General features: G+C 62.2%; 14 protein-coding genes. 10 read left to right on the top strand and 4 right to left on the bottom strand.

Annotated elements, in window-relative coordinates; translation table 11 throughout:
• Window positions 1–4: 4 nt before the first annotated feature.
• From G7009_RS11860 to lpxC, 4 genes are all read left to right on the top strand, one after another.
• Window positions 5–871 carry a cell division protein FtsQ/DivIB gene (locus G7009_RS11860; RefSeq protein ID WP_181130269.1) on the top strand — a complete coding sequence of 289 codons (867 nt, stop codon included), beginning with the start codon at window positions 5–7 and terminating at the stop codon, window positions 869–871.
• 14 nt (window positions 872–885) lie between these two features.
• Window positions 886–2,139: a cell division protein FtsA gene (gene ftsA, locus G7009_RS11855; RefSeq protein ID WP_181130268.1), complete on the top strand. Its 1,254-nt coding sequence runs from the start codon at window positions 886–888 to the stop codon at window positions 2,137–2,139.
• A gap of 55 nt (window positions 2,140–2,194) precedes the next feature.
• On the top strand, window positions 2,195–3,391 hold the full coding sequence (gene ftsZ, locus G7009_RS11850; protein ID WP_181130267.1) for a cell division protein FtsZ: 1,197 nt from the start codon (window positions 2,195–2,197) through the stop codon (window positions 3,389–3,391).
• Between the two features lie 112 nt (window positions 3,392–3,503).
• Window positions 3,504–4,415 (top strand): UDP-3-O-acyl-N-acetylglucosamine deacetylase, encoded by a 912-nt coding sequence (lpxC, locus tag G7009_RS11845; protein WP_181130266.1) that lies wholly within the window; start codon window positions 3,504–3,506, stop codon window positions 4,413–4,415.
• A gap of 710 nt (window positions 4,416–5,125) precedes the next feature.
• On the opposite strand, the gene G7009_RS11840 is transcribed toward lpxC, so the two are convergent.
• Complete coding sequence (locus tag G7009_RS11840) at window positions 5,126–5,593, bottom strand: DUF721 domain-containing protein (protein WP_181130265.1); 468 nt, start codon at window positions 5,591–5,593, stop codon at window positions 5,126–5,128.
• Window positions 5,594–5,871: 278 nt separating this feature from the next.
• Between G7009_RS11840 and secA the strand changes: the two genes are divergently transcribed.
• From secA to G7009_RS11820, 4 genes are all read left to right on the top strand, one after another.
• Entirely contained in the window at window positions 5,872–8,610 is a 2,739-nt protein-coding gene (secA, locus tag G7009_RS11835) for a preprotein translocase subunit SecA (protein WP_181130264.1), read from the top strand.
• Between the two features lie 126 nt (window positions 8,611–8,736).
• Window positions 8,737–9,954 (top strand): bifunctional glutamate N-acetyltransferase/amino-acid acetyltransferase ArgJ, encoded by a 1,218-nt coding sequence (gene argJ, locus G7009_RS11830; RefSeq protein WP_181130263.1) that lies wholly within the window; start codon window positions 8,737–8,739, stop codon window positions 9,952–9,954.
• A gap of 105 nt (window positions 9,955–10,059) precedes the next feature.
• Window positions 10,060–10,692: a glutathione S-transferase family protein gene (locus G7009_RS11825; protein WP_181130262.1), complete on the top strand. Its 633-nt coding sequence runs from the start codon at window positions 10,060–10,062 to the stop codon at window positions 10,690–10,692.
• Window positions 10,689–11,633: a Nudix family hydrolase gene (locus tag G7009_RS11820; protein WP_181130261.1), complete on the top strand. Its 945-nt coding sequence runs from the start codon at window positions 10,689–10,691 to the stop codon at window positions 11,631–11,633. The genes G7009_RS11825 and G7009_RS11820 overlap by 4 nt, the downstream gene beginning before the upstream one ends.
• A 104-nt stretch (window positions 11,634–11,737) precedes the next feature.
• Here G7009_RS11820 and G7009_RS11815 read toward each other — a convergent pair whose 3' ends face one another.
• Genes G7009_RS11815 through G7009_RS11805 form a run of 3 tightly spaced genes read right to left on the bottom strand, consistent with a single transcriptional unit; the run spans window position 11,738 to window position 15,300 of the window.
• Window positions 11,738–12,298 (bottom strand): cob(I)yrinic acid a,c-diamide adenosyltransferase, encoded by a 561-nt coding sequence (locus G7009_RS11815; RefSeq protein WP_181130260.1) that lies wholly within the window; start codon window positions 12,296–12,298, stop codon window positions 11,738–11,740.
• Window positions 12,299–12,300: 2 nt separating this feature from the next.
• Window positions 12,301–14,331 carry a sensor histidine kinase gene (locus tag G7009_RS11810; RefSeq protein ID WP_181130410.1) on the bottom strand — a complete coding sequence of 677 codons (2,031 nt, stop codon included), beginning with the start codon at window positions 14,329–14,331 and terminating at the stop codon, window positions 12,301–12,303.
• Between the two features lie 51 nt (window positions 14,332–14,382).
• The gene (locus tag G7009_RS11805) at window positions 14,383–15,300 is read right to left on the bottom strand and encodes a putative 2-dehydropantoate 2-reductase (RefSeq protein WP_181130259.1); all 918 of its coding nucleotides are present in this window, start codon (window positions 15,298–15,300) and stop codon (window positions 14,383–14,385) included.
• A gap of 141 nt (window positions 15,301–15,441) precedes the next feature.
• On the opposite strand from G7009_RS11805, the gene G7009_RS11800 reads away from it, so the two are divergent.
• On the top strand, window positions 15,442–15,927 hold the full coding sequence (locus tag G7009_RS11800) for a YajQ family cyclic di-GMP-binding protein (RefSeq protein WP_181130258.1): 486 nt from the start codon (window positions 15,442–15,444) through the stop codon (window positions 15,925–15,927).
• Window positions 15,928–16,041: 114 nt separating this feature from the next.
• A complete protein-coding gene (locus G7009_RS11795) occupies window positions 16,042–16,899 on the top strand; it encodes a mechanosensitive ion channel family protein (RefSeq protein WP_181130257.1) in 858 nt (285 codons plus the stop codon).
• Window positions 16,900–17,205: the final 306 nt, after the last annotated feature.

Raw genomic sequence — 17,205 nt, 5'->3', positions numbered from 1 at the left:
TGTCATGCAAGGGGCGATGGTACGTCATCAGCAACCCGTTACCGGCCGCAGCAAGCCGGTGGCGCGGGGTGCCAGTCGGCTGGTAGCGCCTGAGCCCCTGTCGGCTCGCCTGCCGCGCAACATGAGCATCTTCAAGCGCGTGCTCTGGCCGATCCTGCTGGTGGCCGCCGGGTTCGGCGCCTATGAAGGGGCCCTGCGGCTGATGCCTTATGCCGACCGGCCCATCACCAAGATCGCGGTGCAGGGCGACCTCAGCTATATCAGCCAGCAAGCGGTGCAGCAGCGCATCGCGCCTTACGTGGCGGCCAGCTTCTTCACCGTCGACCTGCCCGCCATGCGCGCCGAGCTCGAGCAGATGCCATGGATCGCCCATGCCGAAGTCCGCAGGGTGTGGCCGGACGAGGTCGTGGTGCGGCTGGAGGAACAGCTGCCCGTCGCGCGTTGGGGTGACGAAGCCCTGCTCAACAACCAGGGCCAGGCATTCACACCGCGCGAGCTGGCCAATTACGAGCACCTGCCGCAGTTGTTCGGGCCTCAACGCGCCCAGCAGCAGGTCATGCAGCAATATCAGGTATTGAGCCAGATGCTGCGTCCCCTGGGCTTTTCGATTGCCCGCCTGGAGTTGCGCGAACGTGGCAGCTGGTTCCTGACCACGGGTGCCGGTAGCGCCGGGCCAGGCATCGAGCTGCTATTGGGACGCGACCACCTGGTGGACAAGATGCGCCGCTTCATTGCCATTTACGACAAGACGCTCAAAGAGCAGATCACCAATATCGCCCGCGTTGATCTGCGATACGCCAACGGCCTGGCCGTGGGCTGGCGGGAACCGATTGCACCGACGACGGCCCAATCCGCCGTTGCGAAGAATTAGAGAGAGGCAGGACCATGGCAAATGCGCATAGCGGCAAAATGATCGTCGGGTTGGACATCGGCACCTCCAAGGTGGTCGCGCTCGTGGGCGAAGTCGCCGCGGACGGTACCCTGGAGATCGTCGGTATCGGCACCCATCCCTCGCGCGGCCTGAAAAAGGGCGTGGTGGTCAACATCGAGTCGACGGTGCAGTCGATCCAGCGCGCCGTGGAAGAAGCGCAGCTGATGGCGGGCTGCCGGATTCACTCGGCGTTCGTCGGCGTGGCCGGTAACCATATCCGCAGCCTCAATTCCCATGGCATCGTCGCCATCCGTGACCGCGAGGTCAGCACCGCCGACCTCGAGCGCGTTCTCGACGCTGCCCAGGCCGTTGCCATCCCGGCCGACCAGCGCGTCCTGCATACCCTGCCGCAGGACTACGTGATCGATAACCAGGAAGGCGTCCGTGAGCCGTTGGGCATGTCCGGCGTGCGTCTGGAAGCCAAGGTCCATGTGGTCACCTGCGCGGTCAACGCCGCGCAGAACATCGAGAAGTGCGTACGCCGCTGTGGCCTGGAAATCGACGACATCATTCTCGAGCAGCTGGCGTCGGCCTATTCGGTGCTGACCGATGACGAGAAAGAACTGGGCGTCTGCCTGGTCGACATCGGTGGTGGTACCACCGACATCGCCATCTTCACCGAAGGCGCCATTCGCCACACGGCGGTGATCCCGATCGCCGGCGACCAGGTGACCAACGACATCGCCATGGCCCTGCGTACCCCGACCCAGTACGCCGAAGAGATCAAGATCCGCTATGCCTGCGCCTTGGCCAAGCTGGCCGGCGCCGGCGAGACTATCAAGGTGCCGAGCGTGGGCGATCGTCCCCCGCGCGAGCTGTCGCGCCAGGCCCTGGCCGAGGTGGTCGAGCCGCGCTACGACGAATTGTTCACCCTGATCCAGGCCGAGCTGCGTCGCAGCGGCTACGAGGATCTGGTACCGGCGGGCATTGTCCTGACCGGCGGCACCGCGAAGATGGAAGGTGCGGTCGAACTGGCCGAGGAAATCTTCCACATGCCGGTACGCCTGGGCGTGCCGCACAGCGTTCGTGGGCTGAGCGATGTAGTACGCAACCCGATTTATTCCACCGGTGTGGGCTTGCTCACTTACGGCCTGCTGAAGCAGTCCGAAGAGGTGCCCCTGACCGGCCACAGCAGCAGCACCTATGGCGAGGAACCGAAGGCTCCCGTGCTTGAGCGTTTCAAGCGTTGGGTCCAGGGCAATTTCTGAGTTTCAAAGCAGTAGTGGTAGGCGCAATAACTAGAGAACTGTAAGGAGAGGGAAAATGTTCGAGCTCGTAGACAACGTCCCGCAAAGCCCGGTCATCAAAGTGATCGGTGTTGGAGGCGGCGGCGGTAACGCCGTCAACCACATGGCCAAGAGCAACATCGAAGGCGTGGAGTTCATCTGCGCCAACACCGATGCCCAGGCGCTCAAGAACGTAGGCGCGCGTACCATCCTGCAATTGGGTACCGGCGTGACCAAGGGCCTGGGCGCAGGCGCGAATCCGGAGGTCGGCCGTCAAGCCGCACTGGAAGACCGCGAGCGCATCGCCGAAGTCCTGCAGGGCACCAACATGGTGTTCATCACCACGGGCATGGGCGGTGGTACCGGTACCGGTGCCGCACCGATCATCGCCGAAGTGGCCAAGGAGATGGGAATCCTCACCGTTGCGGTGGTGACCCGTCCGTTCCCGTTCGAAGGCCGCAAGCGCATGCAGATCGCCGACGAGGGCATCCGCGCGCTGGCTGAAAGCGTCGACTCGTTGATCACCATTCCCAACGAGAAGCTGCTGACCATCCTCGGCAAGGACGCCAGCCTGCTGTCCGCCTTCGCCAAGGCCGACGACGTGCTCGCCGGTGCCGTTCGCGGTATCTCGGACATCATCAAGCGCCCTGGCATGATCAACGTCGACTTTGCCGACGTGCGCACCGTGATGGGCGAGATGGGCATGGCCATGATGGGTACTGGTTGCGCCAGTGGCCCGAACCGTGCTCGCGAGGCTACCGAAGCCGCGATCCGCAACCCGCTGCTCGAGGATGTGAACCTGCAGGGCGCGCGCGGCATCCTGGTGAACATCACCGCGGGTCCTGATCTGTCCTTGGGCGAATACTCCGACGTGGGCAGCATCATCGAGGCATTCGCTTCCGATCATGCAATGGTCAAGGTCGGCACCGTGATCGATCCGGACATGCGCGACGAACTGCACGTGACCGTGGTCGCGACAGGCCTGGGCGCACGTATCGAGAAGCCGGTCAAAGTGGTCGACAACACCATGCAGACCGCTTCGGCATCGATGCAGACGGCCGCGCCCGCGCCGGTTCGCAACGAGCAGCCATCCGTCAACTACCGTGACCTGGAGCGTCCTACCGTGATGCGCAACCAGGCTCACGCGGGGGCGTCGGCTGCAGCCAAACTCAACCCTCAGGATGACCTCGACTACCTTGATATCCCGGCTTTCCTGCGTCGTCAGGCTGATTAATGAAATTTATCAGGGGTATAAGGGTGATTGGTATTCAGCAAAGGCCGGGTCTGTTATCATCTCCAGCCTTTGTTGATACCTGTTCGCAACTTGCGCTAAAGCGGCCAATGCCATGATTAGACAACGCACCCTGAAGAATACTATCCGTGCCACAGGTGTCGGCCTGCACTCCGGGGAGAAGGTATACCTGACCCTCAAGCCAGCGCCCGTGGACACCGGCATCGTCTTTCGCCGTGCCGACCTCGATCCTGTGGTCGAGATCCCGGCCCGTGCGGCAAACGTTGGTGAAACCACCATGTCGACGACGCTGGTTGCCGGCGACGTCAAGGTCGATACGGTAGAGCACCTGCTTTCGGCCATGGCTGGCCTGGGCATCGATAACGCCTACGTCGAGCTCTCCGCATCCGAAGTACCTATCATGGATGGTAGCGCGGGGCCCTTTGTATTCCTGATTCAGTCTGCCGGCCTGGAAGAGCAGGACGCAGCCAAGAGGTTCATCCGTATCCTGCGCGAAGTGACAGTGGAGGACGGCGACAAGCGCGCTACCTTCCTGCCGTTCGAAGGGTTCAAGGTGAGCTTCGAGATCGACTTCGATCACCCGGTCTTCCACAACCGGACCCAGAGCGCCAGCGTGGATTTTTCCAGCACCTCGTTCGTGAAGGAAGTCAGCCGCGCGCGTACCTTCGGTTTCATGCGTGACATCGAGTACCTGCGCAAGCACAACCTCGCACTCGGCGGCAGCGTCGACAACGCGATCGTGGTCGACACCGACGGCGTGCTGAACGAAGACGGTCTTCGTTACGAAGACGAATTCGTCAAGCACAAGATCCTTGACGCCATCGGTGACCTCTACCTGCTTGGCAACAGCCTGATCGGCGAATTCCGTGGCTTCAAGTCCGGCCACGCGCTGAACAACCAGTTGCTGCGCAAGCTGATTGCCGAGACGGACGCCTGGGAAGTGGTTACCTTCGAAGATGCCAGCACGGCACCGATCTCTTACATGCGTCCCGTAGCGGCCGTGTAAGCTCGAACACTCTCTAGTTCATTAAGGCCACCTTCGGTGGCCTTTTTTATTGGCTGAGCGAGGGGGGAGCGAAGCGCGAAGGTTATGCCCGGCGTTATCTGAAACTGAATGGCCATGGGAAGGATCATGTGCTCACCAGTTTGATTGCGGATGATTATCTAGCTGGAATGCGCCGATATGGATCTCAATCGGCGTAACTTGGAGGCGTTGATGCTTCCATGGGAAAGTGAGCTGCGTCCCAGATGCTGAATATCTCTCTATCACTGTGGCGTAACTCAAACCCGTGTCGGAGATTCTAGGGCGCATGGGAGGTCCTCTGCTGATTCCAGGCACCCTTGTGAATTGGCCCAACACTGATTCTGCTAGCTTGCACAGACCCAGGTGGGAGCTGGCTTGCCCTGCGATCGAGCCGCAGGGCTCGACTGGTAACGCCATGCCCTTTTCACCTTGGTGGATGTGGATGCGTGGATTACCTGCATCCAGTGCGCCCACGACTTCCGTGCTGAGAGAGCGGCCTTCATTACCAGGCGAGCCCTGTGGGCTCGATCGCAGGGCAAGCCAGCTCCCACCTGGGTCTGTGCACGCTAGCAGAGTCGATGTTGGGCCGGTTCTCAAAGGTGCCTGGAATCAACAGAGGGCTTCCCATGCACCATGGAATCTCCTAAATGGATCTGAGCCATGCCATAAACCAGCATCTGGGGCGCAGTTCATCAACCCTTGGACGTCACCTTGTCCCGGGCATGCCCGGCCAGCCTTACCAGGGCTTCTCGCAACCTCGGATCAGTGATCCCTTCGGCACTCTGGCGGATACTCTCGGCGGCGTCGCTGGACAGCTCGATGACATGCCCCGGACGAGGCGCGGGTGTCAAAGACGGTTGCACCTTGAACAGGATGCGGCGCAGATTGGCGAAAGCTTCCAATGCCTGCAACTGGCGCTGCAGGCGTTTTTGCTGGTAACGCAGCCGGGTGGCCCAATGTCCGTCCGTTACCACGAGCTGCAATGTGCCTTCGCGCCATGAGGCCACATGGCAATGGGCACGAGCGGCCGGTTGCAGCTGGCTCTCCAGCAAACGCTGCAGGTGCGCGAGGCGCTGCGCCTTGTTGAGCAGCAGCTTCAGTGGTCGGTTTTGACGCAGCAGGTCGGCTGGCGGCCGGGCAGGCGAGGGCTTGTAGGCCATGAGGGGACACCAGAGGTTACAGAAACCGCATCTTATCAGATCTGCTCAGGACTCTTCGGCACGTGCGAGCGTGTGCTTTCATTTCCCATGCCTTGAACTTGCGCGAAAAGCCCTTATCTTAGAAAAGCCCCGTCAAAGTGCTGTGCCAGTATCGTGGAAATCCTCCGCTTTCCTCACCATCGTTTCCGGGTAGAATGCTCGTTCGCATGCGGCCTCAGGGCTGCACGGGCGACTCACGGGGCCGCCCTCCATCCCTACGTGTGGAAGATCCTGCCGATATGTTTGCGCCTTTGTTAAAAAAACTTTTTGGAAGCAAGAACGAGCGCGAAGTCAAACGCATGCTCAAGACGGTGGCTATCGTCAATGCCTTCGAAGAGAAGATGGTCGCGCTCTCGGACGAGCAGCTGCGGGGCAAGACCGCGGAGTTCAAAGAGCGCCTGGCCAAAGGCGAAACCCTTGACCAATTGCTGCCTGAAGCGTTCGCCGTGGCCCGTGAGGCCGGCAAGCGTGTCATGGGCATGCGTCACTTCGATGTGCAGCTGATCGGCGGCATGACCCTGCATGAGGGCATGATCGCGGAAATGCGTACCGGCGAAGGCAAGACCCTGGTCGCAACCCTGGGTGTGTACCTCAACGCCTTGTCCGGCAAGGGCGTCCATGTGGTGACCGTCAACGACTACCTGGCTCGCCGGGACGCCAACTGGATGCGTCCGCTGTATGAGTTCCTGGGCTTGACCGTGGGCGTGATCTCGGCGTTCCAGCCGCCGGAAGAGAAGCGCGCCGCTTATGCCGCCGATATCACCTACGGCACCAACAACGAATTCGGTTTCGACTACCTGCGCGACAACATGGCGTTCAGCCTGGATGAGAAATTCCAGCGCGAGCTGAATTTCGCCGTGATCGACGAAGTCGACTCCATCCTCATCGACGAAGCCCGCACCCCGCTGATCATCTCCGGCCAGGCCGAAGACAGCTCCAAGCTCTACATCGAGATCAACCGCCTGATCCCGCGCCTGGTCCAGCACATCGAGGAAGTCGAAGGCGAAGTGACCCAGGAAGGTCACTACAAGGTCGACGAGAAGAGCCGCCAGGTCGAGCTCAACGAAGCCGGGCACCAGTTCATCGAGGAGATGCTCGCGCAATCGGGCATGTTGGCCGAAGGCGAGAGCCTGTATTCGGCCCATAACCTGGGCCTGTTGACCCACGTCTATGCCGGCCTGCGCGCCCACAAGCTGTTCCATCGCAACGTCGAATACATCGTCCAGGACGGCCAGGTCCTGCTGATCGACGAACACACCGGTCGTACCATGCCGGGGCGTCGCCTGTCCGAGGGCCTGCACCAGGCCATCGAGGCGAAGGAAAACCTGAACATCCAGGCCGAAAGCCAGACCCTGGCCTCGACCACCTTCCAGAACTACTTCCGTCTCTACAACAAGCTGTCCGGCATGACCGGTACCGCTGACACCGAGGCGTTCGAGTTCGCCCAGATCTACAACCTCGACGTGATGGTCATCCCGCCGAACAAGCCGTTGGCGCGAAAGGACCACAACGACCTGGTCTACCTCACCGCCGAAGAGAAGTACCAGGCGATCATTGCCGACATCAAGGAAAGCATGGCCCAGGGCCGTCCGATCCTGGTCGGTACCGCGACCATCGAGACCTCCGAGCACATGTCGAACCTGCTCCAGAAGGAAGGTATCGATCACAAGGTCCTGAACGCCAAGTACCACGAGAAGGAAGCGGAGATCATCGCCCAGGCCGGTCGTCCGGGCGCATTGACCATCGCCACCAACATGGCCGGTCGCGGTACCGACATCCTGCTGGGCGGCAGCTGGGAAGTCGAAGTGGCGGCCATGGACAACCCGAGCGCCGAGCAGATCGCCCAGATCAAGGCCGATTGGCAGAAACGCCATCAGCAGGTCATCGAGTCGGGCGGCTTGCACGTGATCGCTTCCGAGCGTCATGAGTCCCGCCGGATCGACAACCAGCTGCGCGGCCGTTCCGGTCGTCAGGGCGACCCGGGTTCCAGCCGCTTCTACCTGTCGCTCGAAGACAGCTTGATGCGCATCTTCGCCTCCGACCGGGTGAAGAACTTCATGAAGGCGCTCGGTATGCAGTCTGGTGAGGCCATCGAGCACCGCATGGTCACCAACGCCATCGAGAAAGCCCAGCGCAAGGTCGAAGGGCGCAACTTCGATATCCGCAAGCAGTTGCTCGAATACGACGACGTCGCCAACGAGCAGCGCAAGGTGATCTACCACATGCGCAACAGCTTGCTGGCCGCGCAGAACATCGGCGACACCATCACCGAATTCCGTCAGGAAGTCCTCGATGCCACCATCAGCCAGCACATTCCACCGCAATCGCTGCCCGAGCAGTGGGACGTCGCCGGCCTGGAGGCTGCGCTGGCCAGCGACTTCGCGGTCAAGCTGCCGATCCAGCAATGGCTCGACGAGGACGATCACCTCTACGAGGAGACCCTGCGCGAGCGCCTGTTGAAAGAGATCGTCACGGCTTACAACGAGAAGGAAGACCAGGCCGGCGAAGAGGCCCTGCGCACCTTCGAGAAGCAGATCCTGCTGCGCGTACTGGACGACTTGTGGAAAGATCACCTGTCGACCATGGATCACCTGCGTCACGGTATTCACCTGCGTGGCTACGCGCAGAAGAACCCGAAGCAGGAGTACAAGCGCGAATCCTTCACTCTGTTCCAGGAGCTTCTGGAGTCGATCAAGCGCGACACCATCCGCGTTCTCTCGCACGTTCAAGTGCGTCGCGAGGATGCCGAAGAGGAAGAGGTCCGCTTGCGTCGCGAAGCCGAGGAACTGGCGCAGCGCATGCAGTTCCAGCACGCCGAGGCGCCAGGTCTGGAAGCCGCGGAGCAAGTGCAGGAGGAGGGCGCTGAAGTCGCCGTCGCCACCGCGCCCGTGCGCAACGACCAGAAACTGGGCCGCAACGAACCTTGCTGGTGTGGCTCGGGCAAGAAGTTCAAGCATTGCCACGGGCAGATCGATTGATCGATCCATCCCTGGTTCACGCCGATAACTGAACACTGCGCCGCGAAAGGTCTCTCCCTTCGCGGCGTTGTTCCATCTCAAGCAGTGCCGTACCCGGTACGGTTTATTTTTTCTAGGAGCGCTTTCATGGCTGTTGGTCTCGGTCCTTTGCCAACCTTGCACCCGGTTCCCGGTTTCGAACTCGGTATCGCTTCTGCCGGCATCAAGCGCCCCGGGCGCAAGGACGTCGTGGTGATGCGCTGCGCCGAAGGCTCCAGCGTGGCCGGAGTGTTCACCCTCAACGCATTCTGCGCGGCGCCAGTGATCCTGGCCAAGCAGCGTGTCCAGGGCACGGTACGTTACCTGCTGACCAATACCGGAAATGCCAACGCCGGTACCGGTGCCCCGGGCCTGGCCGCGGCCGAGCGTACCTGTGCCCGGCTGGCCGAGCTGACCGGTATCGACGCCAGTGCCGTGCTGCCGTTCTCCACGGGTGTGATCGGCGAGCCGCTGCCGGTCGAGAAGATCGAAGGCGCCTTGCAGGCCGCTCTGGACGATCTCTCGGAAGACAACTGGGCCCAAGCCGCCACGGGCATCATGACCACCGATACCCTGCCCAAGGGCGCCAGCCGTCAGTTCCAGCATGATGGCGTGACCGTGACGGTCACCGGCATCAGCAAGGGCGCGGGCATGATTCGCCCGAACATGGCCACCATGCTTGGCTATATCGCTACCGACGCCAAGGTCGCCCCCGGCGTGCTCAAGGATCTGATCCTGGATGGCGCCAACAAGTCGTTCAACCGTATCACCATCGATGGCGATACCTCGACCAACGACTGCTGCATGCTCATCGCCACGGGCAAGGCCGACCTTCCGGAAGTCACCGCGGCCGAGGGCGCGCTGTTCCAGGCGCTCAAGCAGGCGGTCTTCGAAGTCTGCATGGAAGTGGCGCAGGCCATCGTCCGTGACGGCGAAGGCGCGACCAAGTTCGTCACCGTCCAGGTCAATGGCGGCGGCAACCACCAGGAGTGTCTGGACGTCGGCTACGCGGTGGCGCATTCGCCACTGATCAAGACCGCGCTGTTCGCTTCCGACCCGAACTGGGGCCGCATCCTTGCCGCCGTTGGCCGGGCGGGCGTGCCGGAGCTGGATGTCAGCCTGATCGACGTCTACCTGGGCGATGTCTGCATCGCCAGCAAGGGCGGTCGCAGCGCGAGCTATACCGAAGAGCAGGGCAGCGCGGTCATGGCTCGGGAAGAGATCACCATTCGTATCGAACTGGGCCGTGGGCAGTGCAGCGAGACCATCTGGACCACCGACCTGTCCCATGAGTACGTGAAGATCAACGCCGAATACCGGACTTGATCGACTGATCGTCCCGTCGGCGCGCTTCCTGCCTCCTGCCGGGGAGCGTGCCGGCGACGGGCTTGCCATGGCCCCTGCCTTTCCCAAACATCGATGGAGCGTACCATGAGCTATCACCTGATCATCGGCGACAAGCTTTACTCTTCCTGGTCGCTACGTGGCGCCCTGGCTCTCGAACTGGCTGGCGTCCCCTATGAGGAAACCCTGGTCAGACTCAGGCAGCCTGATACGCGCGCGCGCCTGCTGGCCTATTCCGCGACCGGCAAGGTTCCCTTGCTGAAGACCGAGCACGGCATGATCGCCGACTCGCTGGCGATTGCCGAATACTTGGCCGAGCGTCATCCCGAAGTACACTTGTGGCCTGCCGATATCGCCGCGCGCGCTCAGGCGCGTTCGGCCTGCGCGCAGATGCATGGCGGCTTCATGGCCTTGCGCACGCATATGCCGTTCGACCTGTCGCGTGACGAGGCGCTTGAAAACATGCCCCTCGACGTCCAGGTCGATATCGACCGGATTGTCGCCCTGTGGAACGAGTGCCACTTGGCAGGAGGTCAACGTGGTCCGTTCCTGTTCGGTGAACCGAGCCTGGCCGATGCCTTCTTCGCCCCGGTGGCCGTACGGCTGCGTACCTATCGGGTAAACGTCCCCGCGCATGCTGCTGCCTATATCGAAACCATCTACCAATGGCCGGCCTTCCAGGCCTGGCGGCAGGCCGGGCTGGCGGAGCGTGCAAGTTGAAGAGGATCCATGTTGCAGCGGCCGTCATCCGCGGTGATGACGGACGCATCCTGATTGCCCGCCGTGCCGATACCCAGCACCAGGGTGGCCTGTGGGAGTTTCCCGGCGGCAAGGTGGAGGACGGGGAGTCCATCGAACAGGCGCTTGCACGCGAATTGCGCGAAGAGCTCGGCATCGAAGTCACCCGGTCGCGACCACTGATCAAGATCAGTCACGATTATCCGGACAAGCAGGTCCTGCTGGATGTCCAGGAGGTCGATGGCTTCACCGGCGAGCCTCATGGCGCCGAAGGCCAGCCTTTGGCGTGGGTAACGTCAAGGGAGCTGCCACAGTACACCTTCCCCGAAGCCAACAAACCCATCGTCGCCGCCGCGCGATTGCCTGATCAGTACCTGATCACGCCGGATGGGCTGGGAGTGCCGGAGCTGCTGCGCGGGATTCGCGCGGCTGTCGCGGCCGGCATCAAGCTGATCCAGCTGCGCGCGCCCAACATGTACGATCCCCAGTACCGCGACGTCGCCGTGGACGCTGTCGGTCTGTGCGCCGGCAAGGCGCAACTGATGCTCAAGGGGCCGCTGGAATGGTTGGGTGATTTCCCGTCGGCCGGGTGGCACCTGACGGCCGAACAGTTGCGCAAGTACGCCGCCAAGGGCCGACCGTTTCCCAGGGAGCGCTGGTTGGCGGCTTCCTGTCACGGTGTCGAAGAGCTGGCCCTGGCCGAGCGGATGGGGGTCGACTTCGTGACCTTGTCGCCGGTGCAGGCGACGCAAACCCATCCCGAGGCTGCGCCTTTGGGATGGGAAGAGGCGACGCGATTGATTGCCAATGCCAGGCAACCGGTGTTCTTCCTGGGAGGTGTCGGTCCGGCCGAGCGCGAGCGCGCCAGGCAGGCAGGCGCACAAGGTGTGGCGGGAATACGGGCATTCTGGCCGGATGTCTGACACGGCGTGGCGTGATTAGCCTCAGCCGCTTACCGTAGCGCCCCGCACGCAGGCGGTTGGCGAAGTTTGCAGCGGGTTGCACGGCAGCCTGGACACCCTCGATGTCAGGGCTTCTCCGCGGCCTGCCACAAGACTTCAGGCACGCCTTGGCGTCTGCCGATGATTCGGGCAGCGACAAACAGCAGGTCCGAGAGACGGTTGATGTAAGCCAGGCCGACGCCTTCCAGAGGCTCCAGGGCATTGAGTTGCTGGCAACGCCGCTCGGCGCTACGGGCAAGGCTGCGGCACACATGGGCCTGGGCTACCAATGCCGAACCGCTGGGCAGGATGAAGTTCTCCAGGGGGCCCATTTCTTCGTTCCAGCGGTCGATGACCGTTTCCAGGCGCTCGATCTCGGCCTGATCCAAGGCACGGTAAGACGGCATCGCCAGCTCTCCGCCCAGATCGAACAGGCGGTGCTGACAAGGCGCGAGCACCTCGACGACCTCACTCAACCCCTGTTCGGTAAGCCCCGCCAGCAACAGGCCGAGCTGGCTGTTGAGACTGTCGACTTCACCGATGGCCTCGATGCGTGGGTGATCCTTGGGTACGCGACGTCCGTCCCCCAGGCCGGTCTCGCCTTTGTCTCCGGTGCGGGTGTAGATCTTCGACAGGCGAAAACCCATGGTCATGGCTCCTTCTTATCCGGCGCGCCAGGCACCGGTGGGCTGAGGGGCAGGCGTAGCGTGAAGCAGGTACCCTGGCCGGGCGTCGACTGCACTTCCATCTGCCCCTTGTGGTTGTTGGTAATGATGAAATACGACACGGAGAGTCCGAGGCCTGTGCCCTGGCCGATTTCCTTGGTGGTAAAGAAGGGCTCGAAGGTACGTTTGCGCACGGTTTCGGGCATGCCCACGCCGTTGTCCTCGACCTGGATTTCCGCCCAAGGCGGGTTGAGTCGAGTGCGCAGGATGATCTGTCCCGGCTCACTGCCGTCGGGTCGTTGATGGATGGCCTGAGCGGCATTCTTGAGCAGGTTGAGTAGCACCTGCTCCAGTTCGTTGGCAGTACAGGGTACCGGCCCCAAACGCGGATCGAACTGGCGGATGATCGCCTGGCCCTTGAAGTCGAAGCCGATCGCCAGGTCGAAATCGCTGCCGGCGATCTCGACCGCCTGATCGATCAGTGCCGGCAGGTCGCAGGGCACCAGCTGGCGATCGCTGCGACGGCTGAAGCTGAGCATGTGGGTGACGATCTTCGCGGCGCGCGCACCGGCCTGCTGGATGCCGTCGAGCAGCTGTGGCACTTCGCGACTCTGCAGGTAGCGGTTGACCGTTGCCAGGTCGATACCCAATTCGTCGGCTTGTTCCTGGTTGCGAGGAAGATCCGCCGACAAGCGTCGACGAATGTTCTGAACATTGTGCAGGATGGCGCCCAGCGGGTTGTTGATCTCATGGGCCATGCCGGCAGCCAGCCCGCCTACCGACAGCATCTTTTCCGACTGCACCATCATCTCTTCCAGCGACAGGCGCTGGGTAATGTCGTCGATGCGGATCACCACCCCGCGTCCGCCGCCGCCCATCAAGGGGTAGAACGTCAGCGCGTAGTGACGAACTTCATCGGCCTTGGTCCAGGTTACCCGCTCGATCTTCGCCACCTGGTGTTTCTCCACGCTCTGCTTGAGTTGTGGCAGGAATGGCCTGAGCGGTTCGAAGGCGATGAAGATCGGCTGGTTGAGTGCCTCGTCCAGCGGCGTGCCGGAAAGCACGGTAGCTTCGTGATTCCACTGGGTGACATAGAGCAGCTCGTCGAGTGCGATCAAAGCTGAAGGCATCGAATCGATGATGCTGTTGAGATAGTTCTGGAAGCCCGTGAGCTTTTTCTCGATCTTGCTGCGCACCTGGACTTCCAGCTCCAGCTTGCGATTGGTATGGCGGGTTTCCTCGGCCAGCCCCTGGGCCTGGTCATAGGCGTGCTGGAACTCGTCGCGTGTGCGCTTGAGCTGCTGCTCACGGGCCTCGATGCGCGACAGCATGGTGTTGAACGCCTCCGCCAGGCTGCCGATTTCATCATCGTTGCCGCGCAGGGCGCGCAGTGCATAGCTCTCCTCGCGCGTGACCTGGCGGGTCAGCTCCTCGAGCTGGTTGATCGGCTGAGTGATCAAGCGCTTGATCTGCCGTGCAATGACGACCCATAGCAAGATGCCGAACACCAGGATGCCCAGGCTCGCAGTCAGTGTGCCGGTGTAGAAGGCAGTTGGCAGCTCGCTGCTGGCGACCAGCAACAGATGCGACGGCGGGCTGCCGCGCTTCGGCAAGGGGATCAGCTGGGTACTGCGAAATTCGGTCAGGCGCCACCCTTCGATATTGCGATAGCGCTTGGGCAACGGCAGCGCTTCACCGTGCTGCAGCTGGGCGAGCATGCGACCGTCGCTGCCATAGAGTGCCGCTGCGCGCAGCGGCGAGTAGCTGTCCAGCTCCTCGAGCAACGCCGTGGCCGCCTCCGGCGATTCACCTGCGCGCATCGCCAGCTGAGGCGTGGAGATCAGTCGGCCGATGGTCTGCAGGGCCTGCGGCGCCATGCTTTCCTGGGTGATCCAGTAGGCGGCACTGATAAAGGTGAGGTTGGCGACCAGCAGAATGGTGACCAGCAGCACCAGTAGCGCCGCCAGCAGTTTCTGCCCGACCGGGAGATTTTCCAGGCGTTGGCGCAGGGTCATGGGCAAGGCGATGTCCACTCGTTGGGATGAAAGGGCAGGGTAGCGCCGCCGTCAGTCGCGGGGCAATCCTCGCGCCTGCAGGCTATCGACCAGACGCCGGTGCAGGCGTTCCACATGCGGCAACGCCAGGCCATGACGAGCGGCCGTGCGACATGCATGGCCGAGCAGGTAGTGGATTTCGGTGCGCCGACCAGCGCGGACATCCTGGTACATGGAAGAATAGTTGTTGCCGGTCGCCTGGATCACCCGACGCACTTCTTCGGCCAGATCCACTGCCGCTTCGGGTTGGCCACAGCAACGCAACAGCTCGGCAAGCTCGGTGCACAGGATGGTGACTTCGCAGCTGTGTTCGAGCAGACCGCCATTACGGCAGTCGTAGAGCACCGTCAAGGGGTTGATCGCACAGTTGAGCGCCAGCTTGCGCCATAGCCTTGCGAGGATGTCGACCGACCACTGCGCGGCGATGCCGGCCTCGGCCAAGTCATCGAACCACTCAGGCATGGCCGGGTTGATCGGATCGCCCAGCCAGTTCGTGCCATGCCCGGCGAACTGGACTTGCCAGTCGTCCTCACGAAATGCGCCTTCGGTGCTGGAGGCGAAGATGCACCGTACACCAGGCGCCTGCTCGGCGACCTCGTCCTGACTGCCCAGGCCGTTCTGCAGCAGGATGAGCTCGGCATCGTCTGCCAGGCGTGGCGCGAGGCGGGCGATGGCCGGAGCTGCGTCATACGCCTTGCAGGCGATCAGCACTCGGTGGACCGGCCCGACGGCATCGGCCGTTTCCGCAGGGATCGCATAATGGCTGGCTTGGCCCTGCTCGACCAGGGTCAGCCCTCCTGTGCGCTGATAGGCCTGCAGTCGCCGAGGATCGCGCAGGATCAAGCGGACCGCCTTGCCCGCGCGGGCCAGACGGCAGGCCCAGAGGCTGCCCAGGCTGCCGGCGCCGAGAATATGCCAGGTGCTGCTCATCTGCCTTTCGCAACCGTTTATAATGAGCCCGCATTTTAACCGTCAAACCTGTCGCGCTCCATCGCCAAGGGTCGGTTGTCCTTGCCTGGGCAGGGCGATACGTCTCGAAGCGGGTGCGACTTTATTTTTTGGAGACACACCATGCCTTCGTTCGACGTGGTATCGGAACTGGACAAGCACGAAGTGACCAACGCGGTGGAAAACGCGGTGAAGGAACTGGACCGCCGCTACGACCTCAAGGGCAAGGGCAGTTTCGAGTTCAAGGACAAGGAACAGACCGTGCTGCTGACTGCCGAAGCCGACTTCCAGCTCGAGGCGATGATCGAGATCCTGCGCCTGGCACTGGTCAAGCGCAAGATCGACGTCAAATGTCTGGAGGTCAAGGATGCCTATGCGTCCGGCAAGGAAATGAAACAGGAAGCCAAGTTCCGCGAGGGCATCGACAAGGAGTTGGCGAAGAAGATCGTCGCGCACATCAAGGATGCCAAGCTCAAGGTGCAGGCAGCCATTCAGGGCGAACAGGTACGCGTCACCGGCAAGAAGCGCGATGACCTTCAGGAAGCCATTGCCGCCCTGCGTGCCAAAGAGTTCGACATGCCGCTGCAGTTCAACAACTTCCGTGACTGATGCGCTCGTTCTCCAGGAACCGGGATTGCATGACGATGTCCCAGGTTCCTGTGAAGGCTGCAACCACTGCGGCATGTTTTCTTGTTTCTAGCCGCTTGGCATCAGGAGATGAATATGGATTTGAATGCTGAAGTCGATCAGCTGGTCAGGACGTCGCAGACGTGGATTCCCTTGATCATGGAATACGGCAGCCGTGTGCTGCTGGCGCTGATGACCCTGGCTATCGGCTGGTGGGTCACCAACAGGGTCAGTCAGCGTCTGGGCAGGCTGGTTCACCTGCGCAACGACGATGCGGCGCTGCAGAGCTTCATCAGCACCCTCGCCAACATCATTTTCAAGATTCTCCTGCTGGTCAGCGTGGCATCGATGATCGGTATCGAGACCACCTCCTTCGTGGCTGCCATCGGTGCCGCCGGCCTGGCCATCGGCCTGGCTCTGCAGGGCAGCCTGGCGAACTTCGCCGGTGGCGTGCTGATCCTGCTGTTCCGGCCGTTCCGCCTGGGTGACTGGATCGAGGCGCAGGGTGTCAGCGGTACCGTCGACAGCATCCAGATTTTCCATACCGTACTGCGTACCGGTGACAACAAGACGGTGATCGTGCCCAACGGCAGCCTGTCGAACGGCATCATCACCAACTACAACCGTCAGCCGACCCGACAGGTGGTGTTCAACGTCGGCGTGGATTACGAAGCGGACCTGCAGAAGGCCCGCGGCGTGTTGCTCGAGCTGGCCAAGGACCCGCGGGTGCTGCCAGAGCCTGCGCCGCAGGCGGTGGTTTCCGAGCTGGGTGACAGCTCGATCACCGTCTCCCTGCGAGTCTGGGTCAAGACGCCCGACTACTGGGGCTTGATGTTCATGCTCAACGAGCAGACCCGTGACCGTCTCAAGGCCGAAGGCATCGACATTCCGTTCCCGCAGCGGGTGATTCGTGTCGTGCAGGAAGCTCCCGCGCAGGAAGCCGCCACACAGTAAAGTTGCGGCTGTCAGACCGCAACACGGCTTCCGGTCACAGGGGCCACGCAGCGCATGCCGGTAGGCATCGCTGCGTGGCCCCTGTCCATCCGGATACTGGCAGGACGTCATCCGTTCTCGATCAATGCCCTGATTTCCATCCTGGCTTCAGGCCTGGTCGGCCCGTTCAATCCGAAACTTCCCCGAAACGCATCGTTGCTCGTCGCGGCTCCTGTGCAGCCTACGCGCCATGCCAACCGGCTCATGTGCTGGAGGGATGGCCTGGAGCACGGCATACTGTCGGCCCTCAAGGTCCCCGCTTGGCAC

Origin of the sequence: Pseudomonas capeferrum, from assembly GCF_013523055.1 — a bacterium.
In the GTDB taxonomy this organism is placed as follows: Bacteria; Pseudomonadota; Gammaproteobacteria; order Pseudomonadales; family Pseudomonadaceae; genus Aquipseudomonas; species Aquipseudomonas capeferrum_A.
The sequence above is the reverse complement of the archived record's forward strand: the minus strand, read 5'-3'. Positions and strand labels throughout refer to the sequence as shown.